The following is a 22,988-nucleotide window of genomic DNA, read 5'->3' on the forward strand; positions in this document are numbered from 1 at the left end:
ACTGTCCGCAGTGCGGCTCAGTTAGGGCGACTAAAACATGAAAACCTGACACCGACCTGACACCATTCATAATTGGCAATCAAAGACCATGAAGTTTCTCCTTGTTGAAGATCACCAAGAGCTTGCAAATGCCATATCGTCTCGTATGCGTTTGGACGGGCATGTCATTGAACATGCATCAAATTTAGCGGACGCCACCGCGTTTGTGGAAACTGGTGAATACGATCTAATCCTCTTGGATATTATGCTGCCCGATGGTGATGGACGTACCTTTTTGAAGGCACATCGGGCCAGTGATTTGGATACGCCTGTCATCATTTTGACGGCACGAAGCCAGGTGTCGGATCGAATTGGATCGCTTGACTTGGGCGCAGATGACTACGTCACAAAACCGTTTGACCATGCGGAGCTTGAGGCGCGATGCCGCGCTGTTTTGCGCAGGAAGGCGGGTAAATCCCAGACTGTAATCAAAACAGGCGGGATCGTTTTTGATCCGGTTGCGGGCCAGATGGCAGTGAGGGGCCAGTCGGTGGTTTTACGCAACCGCGAGCTGCGCCTGCTGGAGCTGTTGATCAACGCCCAAGGGCAAATCTTTTCAAAACAAAAACTGTCAGATCGGTTGTTTTCATACGACGATGATGTCTCTGAAAATGCGATTGAGGTGTATATAGGGCGCCTGCGAAAGCATCTTGAACCCTCAGAGTTAAAGATCACCACATTGCGCGGTCTTGGGTATCGGCTTGATAATGACGCGTAGCTTGCAAACCTCAGGATCGCTGAGAAATCGATTGGTTTTGATACTGATCGGTGGAGCAGCCATTCTGGCGTTGTTGCTATTTTTTACGATCCGTAATTACGCAACCCAAATGGCGCAGCAGGGACAGGACCGAATTTTGGTGGCGTCTGTCACATCGATTTTGGACGCGGCATCGATCAGAAGTGGCACCGTTGAAATCGACATCCCCTATACGTCTTTTTCAATGTTGAGCACCGTCACTGACGACCGTATTTTTTACGCCATTTATCAAGATGACATGTTTCTATCTGGCTACCCTGAATTGCCGCTGGCATCGGTATCTGGCCGCGAAGCTGTCTTTGAAACTATACAGCATCAAGGCGAAGTGGTTCGATTGGTCACAGCAAGCCGCACACTGATAGGCAACAAAAAACGCATCACAATTCGGGTTTCATTGGCCCAAACCCAAGGCGTGCTTTCTGGTACGCGTGACCAAATTTCGCGCACTGCATTTATGTTTGGCGCGGGCTTTTTTGCGCTCACCGCTATCATGTCATTTTGGGCGACATCCACGACCATCGGGCAATTGAAGCGCTTGACACTTTCGGTCACCAGACGCGGCCCTCAAGATCTAAGCCCGTTTGAAAAACCAATCCCATCCGAGATGGTGCCGTTAGTTACGTCATTGAATTCATTGATGGGGCGGTTGGATCATTCGTTGAACCAGTCAGAGGATTTTATCGCTGAAGCTGCGCACCGTGTGCGCACGCCGCTGGCCACTGTGCGATCCTACGCTGAGGCGACGCTGCAACGTGTGGATAAAGAAGAAAACAGGCAAGCGGTGCGATCTATGATCCGCGCCATCGATGAAAGCTCTCGCGCTGCGGGCCAGCTTTTGGATCATGCAATGATTACGTTTCGGGCGGACCACCTAGAGCGGCAAGAATTTGATTTGGGTGCATTGGTCGACGAACTTGTGGCGCGCATGACGCCAATTGCAGAAATGAAGGACCTTGCGCTGCGCCATAAATGCGATGTGCAGGTTTCCTATTCGGGTGATCCGGTTTTGATACAGAACGCGGTTCGTAATTTGATAGATAATGCGATGAAATATACGCCCAGTGATGGCACAATTGATGTCGTTGTGTCGGCCAACCCAAATGTAAAAATCAGTATTTGTGACAGCGGAAAAGGGTTTCCCACAGAAGAGGTCAACACGCTTGCGGCACGGTTTAAACGCGGGACAAACTCAGAGGGAACAATCGGCTCAGGTCTTGGCCTCACTATCGCACTCGACGTGGCCAAAGCGCATGGCGGCGATCTACACTTGTCAAACCAACCGGGAGGCGGCGCATGCGCATTATTATTGCTTTAGTTCTGTGGATAATGCCAACCGCACTGTTTGCGCAGAATTGGGAAAACAGGCACCTTTTTAACTATCAGAGTTCGGGGCAAAACCTTCGGATTATCTCCAGCACCGACACATCATTGTTTGCACCCGTGATTGAGAAGTTCATATCGCGATACCCTAACGTAGGAGTCGAGTATCTGGTGATCGGCACCGCAGATGTTAATGAGATTTTTCGAGAAAACCCGGCGGGTTTCGATTTGGTTATTTCCAGTGCAATGGACCTGCAGTTAAAAACCGTGAACGACGGATTGGCTCGTCCAATACCTGACCTATTCCATCCACCTTGGGCCCAGTGGCGACAAAGCCTGTTTGCGTTCACATCCGAACCTGCGGCCATTGTGATTAATCGCACCGCGTTTGCGGGTCACCCGATCCCGCAAAACCGCCAAGACCTCATCGAAGCGTTACGAGCGCGACCAGAGGTTTTTCGTGGCCGTGTTGGCACCTATGATGTTCGGTTGTCTGGGTTGGGGTATTTATTTGCGACGCAAGACGCGCGTGCTTCGGAAACGTATTGGCGTTTGATGGAGGTCATGGGCGCATTGGACATGCGCTTGTATTGCTGTTCTGGGGACATGATCGACGATTTGGCGAATGGCACTCTTGCGGTCGCATATAATGTTTTGGGCAGCTACGCGACCGCGCGCATTGAGATGGAAGATAGGATTGAGATCATCCTCCCATCGGATTTCCCAACTACAATGATGAGGACCGCGATGGTTTCAATCGACGCACCACATCCTGTGCCAGCATCAGCATTCATCCGGCACTTGATTACTCTACAGTCAGGCTCGGACGCAGATGTCTTGCCGTTGCCACCCCTGAATTCGAAACTGAATGATGTAGACCGCGCAACAATTGCATTGGAGCCTGCGTTGATGACATTTCTTGATGCACTGAAACGCCGTAAGTTTATTGCAGAGTGGGAAGATTCAGTCATTCAAGAGTAACGTCGAATGTGATCCCCAAAGGGCCCCCACAACTGAAACGTTGGACCCCACGCCAATTGCTCGGGGCGGGCATTTTGCACTACTAGCTTGCGGCGTATAGGCCCCCTGTCGGTGTCTCAAGGAATGCGTCTAAACTGATTTCTTCTTGTTTCAAAAAACCAGTTGATTGAAGTGAGCCGTCGCGCACCATCTCAATAATGGCGACAACAGATCCGGCCGTTGTCCATGAGATTGCTGTGCGCTGTTTTCCTGCAACCTCAACAGGGCGGTAGCCACGCACAAATTCACGGCGTTGCAATTTCCCGTCAATTGTACCTTCGGCAGCAGCATGGACATAGACGATATCATCTTGAACAGGCGGCTTTGCATTGATCAAAATTTCACCAGCTTCTTTACGACGATCACGCATCAAAAGTTCGTGGAAAAAGAAATTCATCAAATTTGCGTGCCCCGGATATCGCATTGTTTTGTAGTCGATATTTGCAACCTTGCCCTGATAGGTTTCGCACATGGTCCCAAGGCCGCCGGAGGTGGTGAAGGCCTCTAGTTTCATGCCATCAATATAGATGTCTTCCATCCATTCCATTGGCGATACCATCTTGCGTTGGCCGTTTTCCAGCACTTCGCAGTCGTTCAGATATTCGTTTACAACGCCTTCAGGCGACCAATTGAACGAGTATCCCATCAATCCAGTTGGGTTCTGTGGCAGCGCGCCAACGCGCATTTTGCATGAACGGCAATCATCGAGCTGGGCAATCAAGGACGCGCCGACAATCCCGATAAAGCCGGGCGCAAGCCCACATTGCGGTGCCATCAGGCCTTTGGACGTCTTGCTCAATTCGATCACGCGGTTTGTGGTCGGAACGTCTTCGGTGAGGTCAAAATAGTGGATGCCTGTGCGGTGGGCAATTTCTGCCAACGGAATATTCAAGTTGAATGGCAGGCATGACAAAACGGCATCTTGCTGGGCGAACAACGCTTCAACCCCGCTTGTGTGCGTCAGGTCCAGCGTCTGTACCGGAAAGGGCAGGTCGTTACGTTCAGCTACATCAATGCCCGTCACGTCAAAGCCAGAACCATGCAACAGCTCGGCTGCTAACGCGCCTACCTTACCCAAACCCAATACCGCGATTTTTTTCATTCTTAGACCTTTTCATGTGATGCACGAATTAGACCGCGTGACTGTGTCAGACAGAATGTGAAACTGCATGCCATACTGCTAAAGTTTTGACATTATGTCAGTCGTTGATAAACGGTGGTGCTATGGATGATCTGGATAACCAACTGCTACACCTTCTAACAAAGGATGCCCGCACGCCTGCAACTGCTTTGGCGAAAAAACTAGGCGTGTCGCGCGGTACGGTGCAGAACCGAATTGATCGCCTGCAACATCAGAAAATCATCAACCGCTTTACTGTGGAATTGTCGGCGGGTGAGGGGGATGCACAGGTCAGTGCCTTTACGCTTATTCGGCTAAAAGCGGATGACGGGAAGGTCACGATAGCTTCCTTGCGCCGGATTACTGCCATCCTCGATATCCATACCCTCAGCGGCAGTTTTGACCTGGTCGCCGAGGTGCGGGCCTCGTCGCTTTCTGATTTAGACAAGGTGCTAGACCGTATTCGTGCCTTGCCCGAAGTCGCGGAAACGCAAAGCCACATCAGGTTGACGACAATCCGCGCCCGCTAGAGCCATAGAGCCCCATGTTAGAGACTAGATATCGTCGGATGCGATGATTGCGTCGGCCAAGTCAGAGATGGATGTCTTTGATGACATCGATCTGTCTCGTAGTCGCTTGTATGCGTCTTCCTCTGAAATACTCTTCGAGCTTGATAGGATCTTCACGGCCTTTTCGATCTGTCGCCGCGCTTTTAGGGTATCATCCAATGACTTGATCCGTTGTTTTAGGCGTCCTTCGTGGCGTGCTACACCGATTGCTGTCGTCAATGCTGAGAGCACTCCAAACACACGGATCGGTTTTGATAATACGCCATGCACATGCAGGCGTTCTAATTCGGCCAAAATCTCAGGGGTTTCATAAGCAATGATCGCGATACGCGTTATTGCTTCGTTGGTCGCCATCCAAGCAAGCGACTTGGCTTCATCAAGGCGGTTCAACAAGAAAAAGACGACATCAACCTCATCTGGCAAAGACGTAGGAACTGGCCAGATTGTTGAAGTCTGACAGCCAATACGCTTTAGGTGGGCAATGAGGGTTTGGCGGTCTTGGTCATCAGGATGAATAACCAGAACCCGTGTCTGCCGTAGACGTTTCAGGAGTTTGTAGTCTCTTGTCTGTTCCATTCTAATGCTTCGTCTCTGGCCGGCGAACGGAACGGTTGTAGGATATCAGATAGGGATCAGGCCTGACCGCAGTCTTGCTACGCCAAACTATGTCATATGTTCCGCTCTTGGTAGATTCTGCGACACATGGCCGGAGGGTGAAATGGTTGGTATCAAGATCAATGGAAAGGTCTCCACCTGGAGCCTTGAACACGGCTCCGGAAAGGGCCGATAGGACGCTGTCGGTATCCGCGACGCCACTTAGGCGAACGGCTTCGGCAAAGAAATGTACAAGTGAATATGCAACTTCGGCATAGACACTTGGACTACAGTCGTCCCCAAACCGATCCGTAAATTGCTTTCTGAATATGCTGTTTTGCGGCGTATTCATCGATCCAAAATATGCAGCGACGGCGATGTGGCCTTCTTTTGCGTCTGCCGAGAGTTGAGCCAGCTCCGATTCCATTGTCGTGAGCGACGCAATTGGAACACCTCTTGAACTTCCAGTGAGCTCTGAATGTGCCTCATAAAGCGTAACGCTGTCTTGTCCCACAACAGTTGAAATCACGACGTCTGGATTTGCTGCGAACACTTTGCGCAGTTCTGCCTTCATATCGGCGACGGGTGTATCGAAGGGCAAGTATGTTTCGCTGACCAGCTCTCCATCGCTTTCTGATACGAACTCTTTAACAATCCGATTGACCTCTCTCGCGTAGAGAGTGTCAGAGCCTAATAGGCAAATTTTTTGACCTTGGTTTGCGTAAACATGTTCCAAAAGCGGAATGACGAGCTGGTTGGGTGTGGCTCCGCCGTAAATGACATTGGGGGAGTATTCGAAACCTTCGTAAACGGATGGATAAAATAGAACTCCGTTATATCTCTCGATAACAGGCAAGACCGCCTTTCGGCTTGAAGAGAGGCAACAGCCAAAAATGAAATTCACGCGGTCCTTGAGCAGTAATTCTGTTGCCATCTCAGCATACCGCTGGTCGTCGCCTTGTGGATTTTTGATGATTGAGTCTATCAGTTTCCCGTCAATCCCGCCGTTATTATTGATCATCTCGATGGCCAGCAACGTGCCCTGAAAATGCGCATTCTCAGTCACTGCCATTGGTCCTGATTGGGAAAACAAAACCCCGATTTTGATTTTCTCGCTACTCATTCGTTTTTGCGCCTAGCTTAAGTTCCTTGTCGATTTTCTGACCAATCGCTAACAATTTCTCATCTTCACCGGGGCGGCCCATCAACATCATACCAACAGGAAGGCCAGATGTCCCCGTGCCAATCGGGATCGTCATGCTGGGAAGTCCTGCCAAGTTTCCGATCCAGCAAAACCATGTCATGCTGTCTTGAGTGGTAACCCGTTGGCCCCCAAATTCTTGCCATTCGTCGTCATGCTTTGGCGCGGTAACAGGAAGGGTAGGTAGACACAAAACGTCCCAATCTCCTAGATCGTTCATCAGCGCACCCATGAGACGTGACCGCAATTTTTGGGCCTGCAACATCTCGACTGCAGTGATCTTTTTACCCGCCTCGAGGTGCGCACGTGTAATTGAAGAAAACCCCACGGGGTTCTCTTCGAGAAGTTGAGAATGGTATGAAGACGCTTCAGAATGAAGAATGGCCTCCCATGCAGAAAAGTAGCTTTTTATGCCAGCCAATGATTGATCCGCCGTTTCTATAGACAGCAGTGCCAATGCCGCTGTCAGTGCGTCATTAACATCCTCGGCACGTTCAAAACCCGGCCCAACAAGATTGACTATCTTTGGTGTGATTGGTGCTTGCTCCGTTCTATACTTCGTCGACCCATGTGTGGATGCGTCTGCAGGATCATGACCCAAAATAATCGAAAGGACGGCCTCAATTTCGATCAAGCTAGAGGCGATTGGCCCGGGGGCGTCGAGCGACCAACTGAGGGGTAGCACACCAAAACGCGATGCACGGCCATAGCTGGGTTTGAACCCGTAGACACCACAAGCACCCGCAGGAATACGAATAGACCCCCCTGTATCGCTACCCAAAGCGATGGAAACGACGCCTGCCGCAACCGCAGCAGCTGATCCGCCGCTGCTGCCGCCCGTGATGTGATCCGTGTTATGCGGATTATTGGTTTTACCAATGTTGGATGTCGTATTAGTCGCTCCAAATGCCCACTCATGCATGTTGGTTTTACCAAAAACAACCGCACCCGCGGCGCGAAGGCGCGCAACAACGGTTGCATCAAAACCGCTTGGTTCAAGAGGAGAAGCGTTAGAACAGGCTGTAGTAGGATAGTCGACGGTCAGGTAATTATCTTTGACTGCTATGGGTATCCCGTCAATCACGCTCAGTGGATTTCCAGCTTGTCTACGTTCATCAGATGCTCTGGCTTGAGACAGAACATTCTCTGGATCTATCGCTGCAAACGCATTGAGGATTGCATTCTCTTCAGCGCATTTCAAAGCCTGTTGAGCTAGGGAGACGGCCGTCTGTTTCCCCTCAGCCAGAGCAACAATGGGTTCCAAACCTGTATCATTTGTCTTGAGCATGATGTGCCTCCGGAACGTAAATGTGTGCAGGTTCTTCAAATTGTGACCCTGCGGATGCGTTTAAACCGGCGCGAATGCGCGCAAGTGTTGCTGCGATCCGTGTTTTCTGGTCGTCAGTTAGGTTTTGAACGTCTGCCATATCAAACCCCCAACAATTCTTGTTGCAGGGCTTTGTCAGCGAGGAGGCTATCGCGATCTGTTTCCATTCTGATTGCTCCTTTCTCCATGACATAAGCCCGTTGGCTGACGGAAAGGCAGAAGTCTAAGTTCTGTTCTGCGACAAGGATGGCAATGCCTCTGTCTTTGTTGATACGCTTTAGAATTCCCGCCATTTCATCAATGATCGACGGCTGCACACCTTCGGTCGGCTCATCCAGCAGCAGTATTTTGGGAACAATGGCAAGTGCCCGGGCAAGAGCCAGAACCTGTTGCTGACCGCCTGATAGACCACCCGCAAGATCACCGGCTTTTGGCTGCAAAAGCGGGAAGTCTTCGAGTGCCTCTGCAACGGCTTTCTTGGGATCATGACCATTGGACGCAGCGGCCACCGCGATGTTTTCCGTCACCGTCATTCGAGGGAACACAAAACGACCTTGTGGCACATACCCAAGACCCATTCTTGCCTGCTTTGCGGGTGAGTTTGGTGCTGCCTTTCCATCGATTTCAACTGATCCAGACATTGGCGGGATCAAGTTTGTCGCATAGCGCATCAGTGTTGATTTGCCGACGCCGTTGCGGCCCAAGAGGGCGACAATCTCGCCTTCTTTTACCTCAATCGAGACATTACGAATGATCGTTGTTTTGCCGTACCCGCCAGTAGCGTTTTCGATCTTAAACATGCGCGCGTCTCCCCAAATAGATATCCAAGACACGGTCATCAGCACGCAGCGTTTCGATGTCTCCTTCTGCAAATACCTTGCCTTGGTGAAGGACGGTCACATGTCCTTCCAAGGTGCGAACGAATTCCATGTCATGTTCAACGACGACGACAGTGGTGTGACGGGCAAGGGTTCGAACCAGCGACGAAAGTTCGCGCGTTTCTTCGATGGTCATGCCCGCTGCTGGTTCATCTAATAAGACGACACGCGGAGCGAGGCAGAGGACCATACCAATATCCAACCACTGTTGCTGTCCATGAGACAGGGCTGAAGCTTGGACTTCGGATTGTGCGTCCATACCCAGCATACCGAGAATTTTGCGGCTTACGTCAACGGCCTTCTCGGTGTTTTTGGTTCGCGAATAGGCCGCGACCCAGAGATTGTCGCTGACGGTTAGATCACCGAACACTTGTGGCTTTTGGTTTTTGACACCCATGCCTTTGCGCACGCGTTGGAAGATATGCGCCCGTGTGATGTCTTCATCGCCAAGTAAAACGGCCCCGCCCTCGGGTTGGTACAAGCCTACGCAAGTCTTGAGATACGAGCTTTTACCAGCGCCGTTTGGACCGATCAAGGAGTATGGTTTTCCGGGAATAAAGCTTTGCGTCACTTTGTTCACCGGGATCACACCGCCAAATTTCTTGAAGGCCTCATCTGTTCCAAGGTTTTTTGCCGGACCAGCTTCTTTGGCCGCGTCCTCGAGGATTTGATCAAGGACCGCTTCATCAATTTTCACGGCACCTGCGCTGCGTGCAGCGTCATTTGGATCGGGTAGGAACCTGCTCCAAAGGCTGCTTAGGGCCCCTAAAACTCCATTTTGAAGAAATAGAACCAAAAGGATAAGAACAGCACCAAGGATCAATGTCGTTTGACCACCAGCCGATCCTCCACCGAGCCAAAATGATAAGCCGCCTATGAGTAGCGCACCCAAGAACGGGCCGGACAACGTGCCTAGACCACCAACGAGAACATAGATTGGAATGAGCAGCGCTTCTTGAACTGAGAAAATCGAAGGATTTAGGTAGTTGGCCCAAAGGGCAAAGAGGGAACCCGCAACACCTGCAACTGCACCCGCATATGTGAAGTTCATCACCTGTATTTTGCGAACGTCGTATCCCAAAAGCTCTGTTTTCTCGGGATCAATGCGAACACAATCAACGATCCGCCCAAAGGTACTGTTCATCAAGTGTCGAGTTAGGAAATAAAGAGCCGCGGCTATAATCACGACCACGATAAAGGCGCCATTCGGTTTTAGCTTTGAGGCCTCACTCCCAAAACCGATAACGATGCCGGGTATGTTTGACAGCCCGTTATCGCCACCAATGACCGCATCACCTGCATTAAGGCGGAACGTCTGAGTGACCGACCAAAGGAGCAATGTGAATGTGTAAGACAGGATCGTGCTCTGTAACGCGCCCATGCGTGCATAAAAGATGATGTATCCAAGAGCTGCTGCTACAAGAGCTCCAAACAGCGCTCCTGCTGGCAGCGCCAAGATCAACGTATTCCCGAATGTTGGGGTCAAATTGATGGCGATCACACTGCCGAAGTATCCACCAAGACCATAGAATGCGGTTTGTGCTAGGCTTAGAAATCCGCCACGTCCCCACACGATATCAAGGCTGAGGCCAAGAATGCCAAAGATGATCCACGACGTTGCTACGAATGCGAGATAGGGATTCAGTAATCCAGAAATTGCTAGAGCAATGAGGGTTGCGATGGCTGGGAATACAAACCCAGCCGATTTGAAGAGTTTTTCTGACATTGCGTAAACGTCCTACAACTTGCGGCGCCATTTGGCCGAAATCCCCATGGGATAAAGCCAAAGCAGCAATGCGGTAATGAGAAAGAAGAAGACATCGCCGATAACGGATGTCATGAAACTGGCTGTCAGTGAGGCACCACCGCCAAGACCGAGCGCGGCAAGGGCGCTACCAGTCAGGGTTACTGGACCTGCAACAACAACGGTCAGGAACCCTTTGACGGCAAAGAACATGCCCATGGACGGGGTCGCCGGAATGATGGGGAGCAAGATCGCGCCAGCAAACCCAGCAAGACCACAGCCAACAGCAAAAGTGAGGGTGTTCACACGTGTTGATTCAATACCTATGGCCTGTGCCATTTGTGGCGATTGAATGGATGCTCGTGCTTTCATTCCATAGACAGTCTTGATCATCAGAATGTAAACGAAGATGACCATGAGGGCCGCAATGACGATCATCAAAAGTGGATAAACAGCGAGGCTATAATCACCAATTTGGATATTCCACTGGGGCATACCGATGCCAGGTGTCACCGTTCCAAACAAAAGGACCGCGCCTTGATTGAAGATCATTCCGAGACCCCAAGTCGCAAGCATCGTGTCAAATATGCGGCCATATAGTCGCCGGATGATGAGCACTTCGACAATCGCGCCAATGATCATTGTCATAAGAACCGCGACAGGTATTGCCAAAGGGTAGGGGAGGCCAATTTGGGTAGCCGTCAACGCGGAGTAAGCGCCGACCATGAGAAACTCACCATGTGCGAGATTGATAACTCCCATCAGACCGTACACCACAGCAAGGCCGATGGTCGCGATCAGTAAGATGGATGCACTGGAGAGTGACGACAGGAGAACTGTCGCCAGAAAGTCGAATTCCATAGGAACCTCCGTCAGGCGGGCGCGCCCAAACGACGCGCCCTAAGTTATTAATTTGATTCCGGTGTGAAGTGCTTGGCCACATCAGGGTTGCTTACCAAATCACAGACTTGGTTTTCATAGCTAGGAGCGGCGGCCTCGATGACTTGAACAGTATCGAAAGCATGATCCGCATTGCCGCGCACGATGTAGATGTTCTGACGTAGGTGGTGAGAGCTGGGTTCCATTGTGACGGTGCCGTTTGGTGCTTCAAACGATATGCCACCTTCGAGCGCGGCAATAACCGCATCAGGTTCTGCGGAACCAGCCGATTCAGCCGCCGCTGCCCATGCATGAACTGCATTCCAAGTATCTACAGCCACGGACACAATCGGTGTGTCATCGCCGTAAGCTGCAACCCATTCAGCAACGAATGCTACGTTTGTTGGGTTGTCCACATGTTGGAAATACCCCGCACTTGCAATCAAACCTTCACCTGCCGCAGGAGACACAACAACCTGCTGGTTGCCAGATCCATAGTTGGACGACACGATGCCAATATTCTCTTTTAGGCCCGCGGCTGCAAATTGCTCCAAAAAGCCAGTTTGGTTTGCACCAACAGGAAGGGCTACAACGAAGTCAGGTTTGGATTGCTGAATCTTTTGGATGGTTGGCGCGTAGTCCGTGACAGACAACGCGAGGAAGTCTTCACCAACAACGGCACCACCGTTTTGCTTGGCATATTCATGTACCCAGTGTGCAGAGATCGTGCCGAAGTTATAGTCAGGTGCCATGATATAGATGTTGGGGCCGTATTCTTGGACAGCCCATTTGATCAACGGTTCAAGCTGCTGAGAGGCTGAAGACCCAGTTACAAAAGTCTGTCGATCACACGCACCACCTTCATAGAGGGATGGGTAGAAGTATGGGATATTCGCTTCGCGGAACACGGGGCGGATCGCCTCACGTGAAGAACTGGTCAGGCCAGCGAACATTGCTGAGATACCATCACGCAAAACTGAAGTGTTCGCGAACTGTGTGTATTTGCTGAGTTTTGATTGTGAATCGTAGCTTACGACTTCGATCTGCTCACCGAGGACCCCACCGTTGGCGTTGATGCTTGCCACGGCAAGATCCAAAGCGTTGCCTTGTTGAATGCCATAGATGTTCAGGCCGCCGGTTAGATCGAAGATCGAGCCGACCTTGATGTCGGCAAATGCAGCGTTAGCCGCAAGGGCCGCCGTAAGCGCGATAGCACTGATGCTAAGATAGTTTTTCATTTCAGTAGTTCCCCTGTTGAGAGAGGCAGACTGAGCAACCGAAATGTGATGAAAAAGGAATCGCAGAACCACAACAGAACAATTGCTCAGCTGCGATGCTTGATGATTTCAGGTGCGTCGTTGCACCTTTTTAAGGTAGTTTGAACTATGGGCAGCTGTCAACGGGTGATCTAGCATACGGTTTTTTGCTGTTTTAGGAGGCCAAAAATTACTCCAGAATTAATACACCCAATTATAATTGGGTTGCATGCTTGCCTCGGAGTAACGGTTCTTCAAGTTCAAAATTTTGCATAATCAAGATTATGCGCAATTCCGGTGTTATCGGGTACATTCTAAACTGGGACGCGACTTTTCCTCTATCCTACTGGAAAGTCTGGAGAACAGTTTATGAACCGCGCCGAGTTAAATCTAGCCGAACGACGTACTATTGAAGATCTTTTGCATCGAAAGGTCAAAGTGTTTGAGATTGTGGGTCAGACCAATCATCATCGTGCGACTGTCTATCGCGAGATCAAACGCAATTATTTCACAGATCAAGAGCTATGGCGCATTACGACGTCGATGGGCGCAGGAGCCATCCATCCCATCTGCTGAGCAGACCTCGGCGGCTATTTTTATGTGCGGATCAGGATCCAGGTGCAGCGAATGTCAACTTCGAGCGCATTCGGTAAAATTCTTGCAATGCAGCCATTGTCCGCTTTCAAGCTTTGTTACCAATTTAGACCATTTTACAACAAGCGTTCAAGTTTATGCTCAAGGCGTGCGTATACCGAGACCGCGCCAAGCTTCAGAAGCCTTGGAGAAAGGAAGCGCTTAAGCCAAAGTTGTGATCGGAAGCGCCGCTATCAGGGAAACCTCGGTCTATTAGATGCCCCAATCCAACTACTTCGCCAAATCCCGCCACCAGTTTGCCACGGGTACCAGCCCGTCCTCCCCAATCCAATCCCCCGGTCTCGGCGTGGTAATCCTCACACCCTTCTTCTGTGCTGAAACCAACGTCCGCTCGATCGGCTCGTCCCAGGCGTGCTCGGCGAGGTTGAACGTGGCCCAGTGGACCGGCAAAACGAGTTCGGCTCCGATGTCTTTCGCGGTTGTCATCGCGTCTTCCGGGTGCATGTGAACGTCCAGCCAAGCCTGGCCGGGACCATAGGCGCCGACCTTGATGATGCCGAGGTCGAACGGTCCGAGTCGCTTGCCTATTTCAGCAAAGCTCTTTGAATAACCTGTGTCACCGGAATAGAAGACGCGATGTTCAGGCCCAACAACGGACCATGAAAGCCAGAAGGTTTTCTTGTAGTCAAACGTACCGCGGCTGGAATAGTGGCGTGCCGGGGTAGCGGTCAGTTCTACGTCACCGATAGAAATCTTTTCCCACCAGGCGAATGATTGGCCCTGATCTGCGGGAATGCCCCATTTTGCCAAAAGAGGTGCCATGCCGAGGGGCACAAAAATCCTTGTGCCCTGCCGCGCCAGATGGCGGATCGTTGCCTCGTCCATGTGGTCGTAATGGTTGTGCGAAATCAGCACCGCATCGATGCCCCTCATCGCGGAAAGCGGTATGGGGGAGGGATGGAACCGCGATGGCCCTACGCCCGAAAATGGTGAAATCCTTTGCGACAGGACCGGATCGACCATCACCCGCAGGCCATCGATCTCGATCAGAACTGAGGAATGGCCGAACCACATGGCGCGCAGGCCCGGTTTTGGTTTGGCATCGAGAAAGGCCGGATCGGGTCTAACGACCGGAATGGTTCCCGGTGGCGTGACCTGTGCCACATTGTCCGCAAACAGGCCGGCGATCTGTTGCAAGCCGAATTCCCAGGATGACTGGCGCTCGGGATTGGCAAAGGCACCATCATGAAAATGTGGCGACGCTTCCATGCGGGCATGTTCCGCGTCCGATGCTGGACTGGAAAACCACCAGCCAACGCCAACACCAGCAACGACAAGGATAGCGACAAGAGCGATGATCCCCAGCAGAGTTTTCTTGAACAAATTCTGGATCCTATTCAAATTGAGTGTGCGGGGTTGCTTCTCACCCCTCTGAAACCACCGTATCCGCGACTTCTACCCCGAAACGCGACAGCCCCACATAGTGCCTTTTTTTTGACGCCAACAGGCGGATGGAACCATGGATAAATGGCCCCTAGAATGTGCAGTATGTACTGCATCACCCTTCTGATTGCATATCCGCTACCATTTTCAACGCGCGGCGACGCGGTAGTAATGGAATAAGCCAGTTGACCATAAAGGACATTGATTTTTGGTTCACGGTGATCAGTGTCCCCTTCATCATTGCATCGTAGCCATGTTTTGCGCAGGATTCTGCAGTAGCAAAACTCGCTTTGCCTTTGCCCATCCTTGTGCTTTCAAGGTTAGCCGCTTCCAGGAATTCTGTTGAAACACCGCCCGGGCAAAGCGCAGTAGAAGTTACGCCTCGACCGCGCAATTCTTGGTCGATCGCCTGAGAAAACGAAGTCACGAAAGCCTTGGATGCGAAATAGACTGCCTGCATGGGCCCCGGCATGAACCCAGCGGTTGAGCTGACGTGCAGCATCTTGCCCCCACCGGATTTGACCATGTCGTTGCCGATCATATGCGTCAGCGACACAACGGCCTTAATGTTGAGATCGATCATTGCATGTTCTTGGTTCAACTCGCGTTCAATATGAACGCCATGTCCACCAAATCCAGCGTTGTTGATAAGAACCTTGATGGTTTTACCTGTTTCCTGCACCGCTTTGTAAAGCGCCTCTGCCCCGCCGCTCGCCCCAAGGTCCAATGCAATAACATGGACAGTGACGCCATGTTTGGTTTCGAGCTCTGACTTGAGTTTTTGTAATTTGGCTTCGCGTCTTGCGGTGATAATGAGGTCTCCACCTTTAGACGCGTGATATCTTGCGAATTCGACGCCAATTCCAGATGAAGCGCCAGTGATGAGAGCTGTGTTTGTCATGTGATATTCCCTTTCGGAGTGCGTGCTGCACGTCAACAACTGATGTCAATAACTGTTGACTTATTGTCATAGAGACCGACACAACCTCTTGTCAACACTTGTTGACAAGGAAAGCCTGCAAACCTAAATTGGGAACATGAAAAAGGGACAAGACACACGAGACCTTCTGCAAACACATGCGCGCAGGTTATTTTGGTCCAAAGGCTATTCAAACGTATCTGTGCGTGAGGTCGCAAAAGCGGCTGGCGTGGACGTTGCATTGATAGCGCGGTATTTCGGATCAAAGTTAGGGTTGTTCGAGGCGACGCTTGATACACTCAAGAAAATTAATCCAGATGATTTTCCGACAGCAGATAGTCTTGTCGACGTCTTTGTAGAATTGTTCTCAAATGCGCCAAAAGAAGGAACCGAAGCCTCACCGATCTCAATGATCCTGCTCAATGCCAACGATAGTGACGTTGGAACAATTGTGGCCAGAATTCAGTATGAATACTGGCAGAGTGGCTTGGAGAAAATCATTGGCAGCAAGTCGCAGGCTGCGTTGTTCTTTGCTGCGATGATGGGTTTCAGTGTCGGCCAAAAAATCCTGCATTTGGACGGAATTGCAGAATTGGGCAGCGACGAGTACCGGGCGCAATTGCGACATATGCTTACGACAGCGATAGCTTCGCCTGACTTCTAGTTTGCTTCTTATGCTTGCCGAAGTTTCGTCGGAGTAACCTTCAATTTGCTGTGTTAGGTCAACGGTTATGTCCTCCAAAGCGGTCCTTCAGATGTAGGTTACTTCTGGTAGCTTTGTCCGCGGTGTGAGCGATACTTGCGAACAGCAGCCAGTACATACATATGGGCTCCAAGCAGACCTTTGCCGTTTCGCAGCGTCGATCCGACGTCCGGCCGCATTCACCGGACGCTCACTGCCTATTCTGTTGAAAAACTTTTGTTGATCTAGGTCCTAACGGCTGATTCAATATCTGTATTGATATTGGAGATGGATCGCGATGATGAGACCATGTTCCCGCCGATCACGTTCTAAGGGTTATTGATGGTGTTATCGATCTGTCCAGCGTTAGGACGCATCTGATGCAGAGGCCATTTGTAAGGCTGTGACACGGCCAACGATGCGTTTCGTTGAGATTAAGACACTAGATCAACAAGCAATCCTGTCGGTGCACCGGACCAGAGATCTTGTCGTTCGACAGCGAACGCAAACCGTCAATATGCTACGGGCGCAGCTGGCAGAGTTCGGGATCGTGTTCCCGCAAGGTGTCGGTCGCGCCACAAAGTTCGCAAAGCGTATGTTTGATGGTGATGATCTGGATCTGCCAGATAACGTGACAGGTGTGATTGCAGAACTCTGCGAGCAGCTTCTATTTCTGCATGCGAAGATTTCAAGTTACAGTCTTAGGATGACGCAGGTGACCTGACGGGAGAAGCGGGTTGCGTTACTTCAAACGGGCTGCGGGTACTGGGCCAATTACGGCATCTGCCATCGTGGCCACTGTTGGCACAGGTCAGCAATTTGGCAGCGGTCGTGACTTTGCGGTCTGGCTTGAACTGACGCCACTGAACCGTTCTAGCGGTGGGAAAGAGCGGCTAGGGCGAATATCGAACCCTCTCGGGACATTGCTATGCAATGCCCTGCCAGGCAGTGGATGGGGACAGATACATTCGAAGATTACTAGTTCTCGGCAGGATGTCCCGAATGGGCCAAATCACCAGTAACCCGGCAAGGTGGCCGCTGTTGCGATGGCGAATAACACCGCTTGTATCGTCTGGGCTGTTCTAACCCGCAACGAACCATACAAGGTTATGATTGTATGATTTAAAACGAAATACAGAGGTATCAAGACCAATGAAGTGATGGAAAAATTGTCGACCCTAGAACCAAGATACACGGTACTTTGTCCTGAACACATGTTGCTGGATATGCAGAATGGGACTTGGTTTGTGGAAAAAATCCACTGCCCGGCCGGCGATGCTTGCATCTCTGAGAGAGGGCCAGCGGTCAAGTGATCCGCTCAAACAGGCTGGACATAAGACCGCTTCTGACAAACATAAATCACATCAGAAGTGTCTTGCTAAGCAGGAGCTATCAACACAGGATAAAGCCGCCGTTCAATGCGTTGTTTGCAAAGTCTGCTTCTAGCATATGGGGGACCTCTGGGGATGTCACCGATACAGCAATGCAGCATTTTTAATGAGCTTTCGTTCTATCTACTCGGGCCAGAGAGTCGTTTGGGGATGAAATTGGGACCAAGCGAACCAGAACGCTTGATGGCTGCCGACATCTTCCCCGTCTTCGTCCACCGCTTTTATACCACCTGCATCAAGTTCAAGCCGTATGTTAGCGACAGAGATCGCCGAGCCGTTTCGCAATGCAACCAATGCTGCACTTCGCTGAAACGCGACGGGCTGACCGGATCCAGTGATCACACCAATGATGTCTTCGTGAACAGGCAATCGTGGATCGACGTTACCAACAGGAAAAATTGGGCCATTGGCATCCCTACCATTGCGAAAATCAGGATCGCGTCCCAGTGCGAGCTCTTCACGCAGTACTGTCGTTTCTGGATGCGCGGTTTTCCACGTTCCCCAATCAGTCGTTATTACGCTCGCTTGTTCAAGTTTTAAGTTCCTGTCGGCCAATTGCCCCGTCACCGCATTTCCTAGGAAGGTATCAAACACTGAATAGGTATTCAGGTCATACATCACCTTGTTTGATCGGCTCAAAAGCCCTGATGTGCGCAAAATAGGGCGGTCTACACCAATGGGCATCTGGTCTGTGAAATACGCCTGCGCAGCACCACACAAGGTACAATAAGGAATGCCAAGATCACGACCGCCAAGCGTATCGTTCACCATTTCACGGACTTCCATGATTTGTCGTGGGTAGGCGCGGAACTCTCCATTCACCTCAATACCAAACACAGTGTCATCATCGTCGAGCCACGTGGCATCCTGAGCATTTGTCACCCTCGGGTTGTCGGCTGCTGGAATGCAGTTGCAGGGCTCGTCAGTTGTATCAAATGCACGATCATCGATTAGGACACCGCCCCAAGACACCAGCCGCCAATCGACATCACCTTCTACAAAAAGCCTGTCCCATCCATCAAAAACACTGACAAAAATAGCGCGTTTAAACTGCAAATAATCTGGCGGTGCAGGGATGTCCCATGCGATCAAGTGATCAGTGATATTACCCCAATTATTGCGGGCGCTGAAGTCTTTGCCCAACAATACAGACGCCGCATTTGACAGGTCTGCGTTCACGGCACGACCAGGAACAAAACGCAGCAGATCACTGATCAGCCAGACAAGGCGCGGATCTCCGGATGCGGCAATCTCGGTCAGCGCAATCGTCTGATCACTGCCCCACGACCCATCCGATATACTTACGACAAAGGCCGTCTGCATTGATGCTCGCAAGGCGGCGGACAATGGCACATCTGGAATGGCTGGAGGCGTGCCAAACTGTTCAATCACATAGCTCGGTAAAGCGTTCGTTTGCGCCCGTAGCGTCGTGCTCCAGAGAAGTGACATCGCAACTATGACAGTGGCTGAGACAAGTCGGAGGTAAGTACTAGATGCCGTTGTCATGATGTGTCTTTCGGTTTCTCAAATTAGAAGGATTGCAGCGCCACATCAGCCATAGCGCGTGATCCTACCGTACAGCGAATCACGATTTCATCAGCGTTCGGTGATCATTGATAATAAACAACCTCTCGTGACATCGGCCACTCGCTGCATTGCAGAAAAATGGTTAAGAGGACTCATTGCCGACTTTCGCCACGATTACACACGAGATCAACGCCAAATAGGAAGGCGAGTGTCTGCTCTGCGGACAAACCCGACCTTGCCGCCAGCGAGGTCAATGACCGCTTTTCAAATGCTGCATTGGATGTGAAGCGTACCTTGGGCAAAATGCGGACATTTGCTGCGGACCGCACCAATGTCTGCAAAGCGAAGGATGCAACTAATTCAATGCCTGTAATGCGTTCATGAGTCAGGTCACGAAAAGTACAGGCCACTCAAGCAAAAAAAGCTGGGTTTAGGGCATCTGAGAATTTTTGTGTTTGCGTCAAGTTTATTGTTTTTGAATGCGATGCAATGGTCACTGACTGAGAATTAAAGCACCCATTATTAGCGTAGACGAAGATGGGGTTTCAAAAAAAATTGGAAATTCAATTTACTCACATTGACGGAAATAGGAATGTAGTATTCGGCGCACTGCTTCTTGGTGTGAAGCAGTGACGTGAAGTCGTAAACGCGTTTCCTCATGGAAGCGGTACAGAACTACATCGAAATCGCCAAATCGGCTACATGCGGACCGGAAGGGACGCGTTTGGCTAATGTCTGCGCCGCGTTTCAAAACATCAAAAATTGCGTCTCCTGACAGTTCAAAAACAGCATAACCCCCTGACATGTCCGAAATGGCGTGTTCTGCCTCATCGTCCCAGCTATCGGTAAGGTCGGGTCCGTTTACCAGCAGCACGCGATCACGCCGGAGTGCGATTACAAAGAACGGTCCGTCCGCAATGTCCGGCTATCCTTGAGGCAGCGGTGCTTGGAGTGCCGGATGAGAGATGGGGTGAAGTGGGCTGCGCCTGTGTGATTGCCAAACCCGGTCATACCTCGAACGGCTGGCCAAATACAAAATACCCAAATCAATCCGATTCATGCAGGATTTTCCGCGCACGCCCGCAGGAAAGGTGCGCAAGCACCTTCTACGCGATGCCGTTGGTTAAGCAGTTTTGGGCTGCAATCAAAAAATAGAACGCGAAAAAATGTCTCGGAGCAATAACATGTACGAGATGACGTTAACGGAGGCTTACTTTCCTTGCGCAACCGATGCAGAGATGCGGGAGACTGCGCTGAGAACGCTCTTGCACGCCGCCATCAAGCGCGCGCCAGATGCGCCAGCCCTTCAAGGCGCTGACGAAAACGGTGTCCTTGGCCGAATTTGGACGTACCAGCAGTTGCTCGACGATGCGACCCGCCCCGCTGGCGCATTGCTGACCCGTTTCAAGCCAAACGAACACGTTGCAATTTGGTTTCCAAATACTTCAGAATGGCTGATCCTTGAGTACGCCGCCGCATTTGCAGGGCTGACGCTTGTTACTGTTAATCCATCATATCAATCGCGTGAGGTGAAATTTGTTCTCGAGCAGTCCAACTTAGTCGATCTGTTTTTGACCCGAGAATATCGTGGCAACCCAATGTGGAAGATGGCGAAGGAAGTCGCATGCGGCATGTCCGAGCTTCGAGAAGTTACCGACCTTGATGATGAGGTCGCGCTGTTCCGTGGGGCAGGGGAGGCCGTAACTTTCCCTGATGTGAAACCGGATGATCCCGCACAGATTCAATACACAACGGGGACGACAGGCTTTCCCAAAGGGGCGATACTTCATCATTGCGGGATTACAAATAACGCCCGTATGATCTTTGATCGCTTGAAGGTCGCGCAGAGTGAGATCATCCTTAACTATATGCCCATGTTCCATACATCTGGGTGCGCTATACTCGCTTTGGGGGCAGTCCAGTTTGACTGTAAGATGATCGTGGCTAAACAGTTCTCGCCATCTCACATGCTGGATATTGTAGAACAGAAAAACCGAATTTGCTGCTTGGGGTGCTTACGATGCTGATCGGCCTACTTGAGGCACAAGCCATCAAGAATCGCGACCTATCCAGCATCCGAATGGTTTGTTCCGGTAGTTCTATCGTGCCGCCTGATTTTGTCCGCGAGGTCCGCACAACATTTGGTTGCGGTTTTCAGACGATCTTTGGCCAGACGGAGGTGTCTCCGGTGCTCACCCAAACCCGCGACACCGACAGCATTGAGGATCTGTGCAATACAGTTGGCTAACCGCTGCCTCAGATTGAGGTTTGTATTAGGGCTCCCTCTACGGGCAACGTGTGTGGCATAGACGAAATTGGCGAGATATGTTCGCTTGGATATAATAATATCCTCGACGCCACCGCGGCGACGGTAGATTCTGACGGTTGATTGCACACAGGCGATTTTGGAGCGATGGACGCGCGCGGATATGTTCGTGTGACTGGTCGGGTCAAGGAAATGATCATTCGCGGCGGAGAAAATCTATTACCTGCTGAAATTGAGACGACCATGTTGGAGCATCCAAGCGTTGCAGAAACAGCGATCATAGGCGTGCCAGATCCAAAATGGGGAGAGATCGTCGCGTGTTTCATCCGGCCTAAAAAGGGAGCCTTTGTGGATCCTAATGCGCTCCTCATACATTGTCGCAAGAACCTCTCTCCACAGAAGACACCAGCGCTTTGGATTGAGGTGTGCGAGTGGCCGCTGACCGGCTCAGGAAAGATCAGAAAATTTGTTCTTCTCGAGCAGTTCAAGGCAAGGAAATTCACACAAGTATGATCCTACCTTACTGAATTCAGTCCGAAATCTTGTAATCAGATGGATGCCAGCGTCTATGTGAAAGGTCAGCACAGTAAACTTAGCGCACAGGTCTCGTTGATATGCAATTGGAGGGTATGACCAGTTCCTGCCGTTCGCCCATCTACCACTGCCACCGTTTCCCGCCAGACGTGATCACACATGCGGGCTGTCGAGACCTGTGCGTTTTCGGGCCTCCACGGCACGTCCAAGCTGGTCAGTGTTCCAGTAGATAATGATTGCGGCGAGCAGATTGAGACCCGCCATCCGGTAGTGCTGTCCCTCGGCGGTTCGGTCACGGATTTCGCGCTGACGTCCAATGCGCAGAGCGTTTTTCAAGGGATGATGCTCCTCGCCTTTGTTCAGGCCAATCTGGGCGCGCCGCTGCATGTCGGCATCAAGTAACTGGTCAATGATGAAGAGCGTGCACTCGATGCGGCCTATTTCCCGAAGGGCCACAACCAATTCGTTCTGGTGGGGATAGGACGCTGACTTTCGCAAGAGCTGGCTGGGTGGCATGATGCCTGCGACTATTGTGGCCGTATTTCTTAGGATATCCAGTCAGTTCTCAATGATCGTGTTTTCTTTGATCCTGCCACCAATCAATCCCTTCAGTTCTTTCGGTGTAGATGCAGGATCGAAGACATGCAGACGTTTGGACGGCAGATCGCGAATGCGCGGGATGAACCGATAGGCCAGAAGTGAAGTCACAGCAAAAACGTGATCCGTGAAGCTGCCCGTATCCACATATTGCTCCCGGATTTTTCAACCCGTCGGGTCATTAAAAGACCCTCGAGAATATAGGGCGCTTCGCTGACTGTCGCTGGGATGTCCTGTGTTGCAAAGGGGCCAAATTGATCCGAAACATGGGTGTAAGCCTTAAGCTCGGGATCGTTGCGGTGTTTCGCATTGATGAGATTCATGGCCTAAG

The 22,988-nt window shown here is 51.0% G+C and carries 23 protein-coding genes and 2 pseudogenes; 11 read left to right on the forward strand and 14 right to left on the reverse strand.

Annotation, left to right across the window (positions count from 1 at the left end; all coding sequences use genetic code 11):
* Nucleotides 1-88 precede the first annotated feature (88 nt).
* Genes V7775_RS19160 through V7775_RS19170 form a run of 3 tightly spaced genes read left to right on the forward strand, consistent with a single transcriptional unit; the run spans nucleotide 89 to nucleotide 3,097 of the window.
* On the forward strand, nucleotides 89-757 hold the full coding sequence (locus tag V7775_RS19160; RefSeq protein ID WP_335753535.1) for a response regulator transcription factor: 669 nt from the start codon (nucleotides 89-91) through the stop codon (nucleotides 755-757).
* Nucleotides 747-2,111 carry a sensor histidine kinase gene (locus tag V7775_RS19165; RefSeq protein ID WP_335753536.1) on the forward strand — a complete coding sequence of 455 codons (1,365 nt, stop codon included), beginning with the start codon at nucleotides 747-749 and terminating at the stop codon, nucleotides 2,109-2,111. Before V7775_RS19160 ends, V7775_RS19165 begins: the two co-directional genes overlap by 11 nt.
* Nucleotides 2,090-3,097, forward strand: coding sequence for an ABC transporter substrate-binding protein (locus V7775_RS19170; protein ID WP_335753537.1), 1,008 nt, complete (start codon nucleotides 2,090-2,092; stop codon nucleotides 3,095-3,097). The genes V7775_RS19165 and V7775_RS19170 overlap by 22 nt, the downstream gene beginning before the upstream one ends.
* Before the next feature lie 82 nt (nucleotides 3,098-3,179).
* On the opposite strand, the gene V7775_RS19175 is transcribed toward V7775_RS19170, so the two are convergent.
* A complete protein-coding gene (locus tag V7775_RS19175) occupies nucleotides 3,180-4,238 on the reverse strand; it encodes a saccharopine dehydrogenase C-terminal domain-containing protein (protein ID WP_335753538.1) in 1,059 nt (352 codons plus the stop codon).
* 122 nt (nucleotides 4,239-4,360) lie between these two features.
* Between V7775_RS19175 and V7775_RS19180 the strand changes: the two genes are divergently transcribed.
* Nucleotides 4,361-4,786, forward strand: coding sequence for an Lrp/AsnC family transcriptional regulator (locus V7775_RS19180; RefSeq protein WP_335753539.1), 426 nt, complete (start codon nucleotides 4,361-4,363; stop codon nucleotides 4,784-4,786).
* Between the two features lie 24 nt (nucleotides 4,787-4,810).
* On the opposite strand, the gene V7775_RS19185 is transcribed toward V7775_RS19180, so the two are convergent.
* From V7775_RS19185 to V7775_RS19220, 8 genes are read right to left on the reverse strand one after another with little or no spacing between them, the layout of a single operon-like run.
* Nucleotides 4,811-5,401, reverse strand: a complete 591-nt coding sequence (locus V7775_RS19185; RefSeq protein ID WP_335753540.1) for an ANTAR domain-containing response regulator — start codon at nucleotides 5,399-5,401, stop codon at nucleotides 4,811-4,813.
* 1 nt (nucleotide 5,402) lies between these two features.
* Entirely contained in the window at nucleotides 5,403-6,542 is a 1,140-nt protein-coding gene (locus V7775_RS19190; protein ID WP_335753541.1) for a transporter substrate-binding domain-containing protein, read from the reverse strand.
* Entirely contained in the window at nucleotides 6,535-7,908 is a 1,374-nt protein-coding gene (locus V7775_RS19195) for an amidase (protein WP_335753542.1), read from the reverse strand. Before V7775_RS19195 ends, V7775_RS19190 begins: the two co-directional genes overlap by 8 nt.
* Nucleotides 7,892-8,047, reverse strand: a complete 156-nt coding sequence (locus V7775_RS19200; RefSeq protein ID WP_335753543.1) for a hypothetical protein — start codon at nucleotides 8,045-8,047, stop codon at nucleotides 7,892-7,894. Before V7775_RS19200 ends, V7775_RS19195 begins: the two co-directional genes overlap by 17 nt.
* A 1-nt stretch (nucleotide 8,048) precedes the next feature.
* The gene (locus V7775_RS19205; protein ID WP_335753544.1) at nucleotides 8,049-8,747 is read right to left on the reverse strand and encodes an ABC transporter ATP-binding protein; all 699 of its coding nucleotides are present in this window, start codon (nucleotides 8,745-8,747) and stop codon (nucleotides 8,049-8,051) included.
* Nucleotides 8,740-10,551, reverse strand: coding sequence for an ABC transporter permease subunit (locus V7775_RS19210; protein WP_335753545.1), 1,812 nt, complete (start codon nucleotides 10,549-10,551; stop codon nucleotides 8,740-8,742). Before V7775_RS19210 ends, V7775_RS19205 begins: the two co-directional genes overlap by 8 nt.
* A gap of 12 nt (nucleotides 10,552-10,563) precedes the next feature.
* Entirely contained in the window at nucleotides 10,564-11,430 is an 867-nt protein-coding gene (locus V7775_RS19215) for a branched-chain amino acid ABC transporter permease (protein WP_335753546.1), read from the reverse strand.
* Nucleotides 11,431-11,477: 47 nt separating this feature from the next.
* Nucleotides 11,478-12,686, reverse strand: coding sequence for an urea ABC transporter substrate-binding protein (locus tag V7775_RS19220; protein ID WP_335753547.1), 1,209 nt, complete (start codon nucleotides 12,684-12,686; stop codon nucleotides 11,478-11,480).
* A gap of 387 nt (nucleotides 12,687-13,073) precedes the next feature.
* Here V7775_RS19220 and V7775_RS19225 point away from each other — a divergent pair, with 387 nt between their 5' ends.
* A complete protein-coding gene (locus V7775_RS19225; RefSeq protein WP_335753548.1) occupies nucleotides 13,074-13,280 on the forward strand; it encodes a hypothetical protein in 207 nt (68 codons plus the stop codon).
* Between the two features lie 288 nt (nucleotides 13,281-13,568).
* Here V7775_RS19225 and V7775_RS19230 read toward each other — a convergent pair whose 3' ends face one another.
* Both V7775_RS19230 and V7775_RS19235 read right to left on the reverse strand, forming a co-directional pair.
* Nucleotides 13,569-14,681, reverse strand: coding sequence for an MBL fold metallo-hydrolase (locus V7775_RS19230; protein WP_335753549.1), 1,113 nt, complete (start codon nucleotides 14,679-14,681; stop codon nucleotides 13,569-13,571).
* A 175-nt stretch (nucleotides 14,682-14,856) separates the two neighbouring features.
* A complete protein-coding gene (locus tag V7775_RS19235) occupies nucleotides 14,857-15,642 on the reverse strand; it encodes an SDR family NAD(P)-dependent oxidoreductase (protein WP_335753550.1) in 786 nt (261 codons plus the stop codon).
* Between the two features lie 136 nt (nucleotides 15,643-15,778).
* On the opposite strand from V7775_RS19235, the gene V7775_RS19240 reads away from it, so the two are divergent.
* The 3 genes from V7775_RS19240 to V7775_RS24865 all read left to right on the forward strand — a co-directional run bounded on the left by V7775_RS19240 (nucleotide 15,779) and on the right by V7775_RS24865 (nucleotide 17,364).
* Nucleotides 15,779-16,324: a TetR family transcriptional regulator gene (locus V7775_RS19240; protein ID WP_335753551.1), complete on the forward strand. Its 546-nt coding sequence runs from the start codon at nucleotides 15,779-15,781 to the stop codon at nucleotides 16,322-16,324.
* Nucleotides 16,325-16,760: 436 nt separating this feature from the next.
* Nucleotides 16,761-17,066 (forward strand): hypothetical protein, encoded by a 306-nt coding sequence (locus tag V7775_RS19245; protein ID WP_335753552.1) that lies wholly within the window; start codon nucleotides 16,761-16,763, stop codon nucleotides 17,064-17,066.
* 13 nt (nucleotides 17,067-17,079) lie between these two features.
* Nucleotides 17,080-17,364 carry a transposase gene (locus tag V7775_RS24865; RefSeq protein WP_443070146.1) on the forward strand — a complete coding sequence of 95 codons (285 nt, stop codon included), beginning with the start codon at nucleotides 17,080-17,082 and terminating at the stop codon, nucleotides 17,362-17,364.
* Between the two features lie 492 nt (nucleotides 17,365-17,856).
* Here V7775_RS24865 and V7775_RS19250 read toward each other — a convergent pair whose 3' ends face one another.
* Nucleotides 17,857-19,239, reverse strand: a complete 1,383-nt coding sequence (locus V7775_RS19250) for a DUF3179 domain-containing (seleno)protein (protein WP_335753553.1) — start codon at nucleotides 19,237-19,239, stop codon at nucleotides 17,857-17,859.
* A gap of 589 nt (nucleotides 19,240-19,828) precedes the next feature.
* The gene (locus V7775_RS19255) at nucleotides 19,829-20,134 is read right to left on the reverse strand and encodes a hypothetical protein (RefSeq protein ID WP_335753554.1); all 306 of its coding nucleotides are present in this window, start codon (nucleotides 20,132-20,134) and stop codon (nucleotides 19,829-19,831) included.
* 77 nt (nucleotides 20,135-20,211) lie between these two features.
* On the opposite strand from V7775_RS19255, the gene V7775_RS19260 reads away from it, so the two are divergent.
* From V7775_RS19260 to V7775_RS19270, 3 genes and pseudogenes are all read left to right on the forward strand, one after another.
* Nucleotides 20,212-20,415 (forward strand): hypothetical protein, encoded by a 204-nt coding sequence (locus tag V7775_RS19260; RefSeq protein WP_335753555.1) that lies wholly within the window; start codon nucleotides 20,212-20,214, stop codon nucleotides 20,413-20,415.
* An 83-nt stretch (nucleotides 20,416-20,498) separates the two neighbouring features.
* A pseudogene (locus V7775_RS19265) lies at nucleotides 20,499-21,508 on the forward strand (AMP-binding protein).
* A 165-nt stretch (nucleotides 21,509-21,673) separates the two neighbouring features.
* The gene (locus V7775_RS19270; protein WP_335753556.1) at nucleotides 21,674-22,039 is read left to right on the forward strand and encodes an AMP-binding enzyme; all 366 of its coding nucleotides are present in this window, start codon (nucleotides 21,674-21,676) and stop codon (nucleotides 22,037-22,039) included.
* Between the two features lie 174 nt (nucleotides 22,040-22,213).
* On the opposite strand, the pseudogene V7775_RS19275 reads toward V7775_RS19270, so the two are convergent.
* A pseudogene (locus tag V7775_RS19275) lies at nucleotides 22,214-22,983 on the reverse strand (Tn3 family transposase); the annotation flags it as partial.
* Between the last annotated feature and the right edge of the window lie 5 nt (nucleotides 22,984-22,988).

This window comes from Sulfitobacter sp. (genome assembly GCF_036960155.1).
In the GTDB taxonomy this organism is placed as follows: domain Bacteria; phylum Pseudomonadota; class Alphaproteobacteria; order Rhodobacterales; family Rhodobacteraceae; genus Sulfitobacter.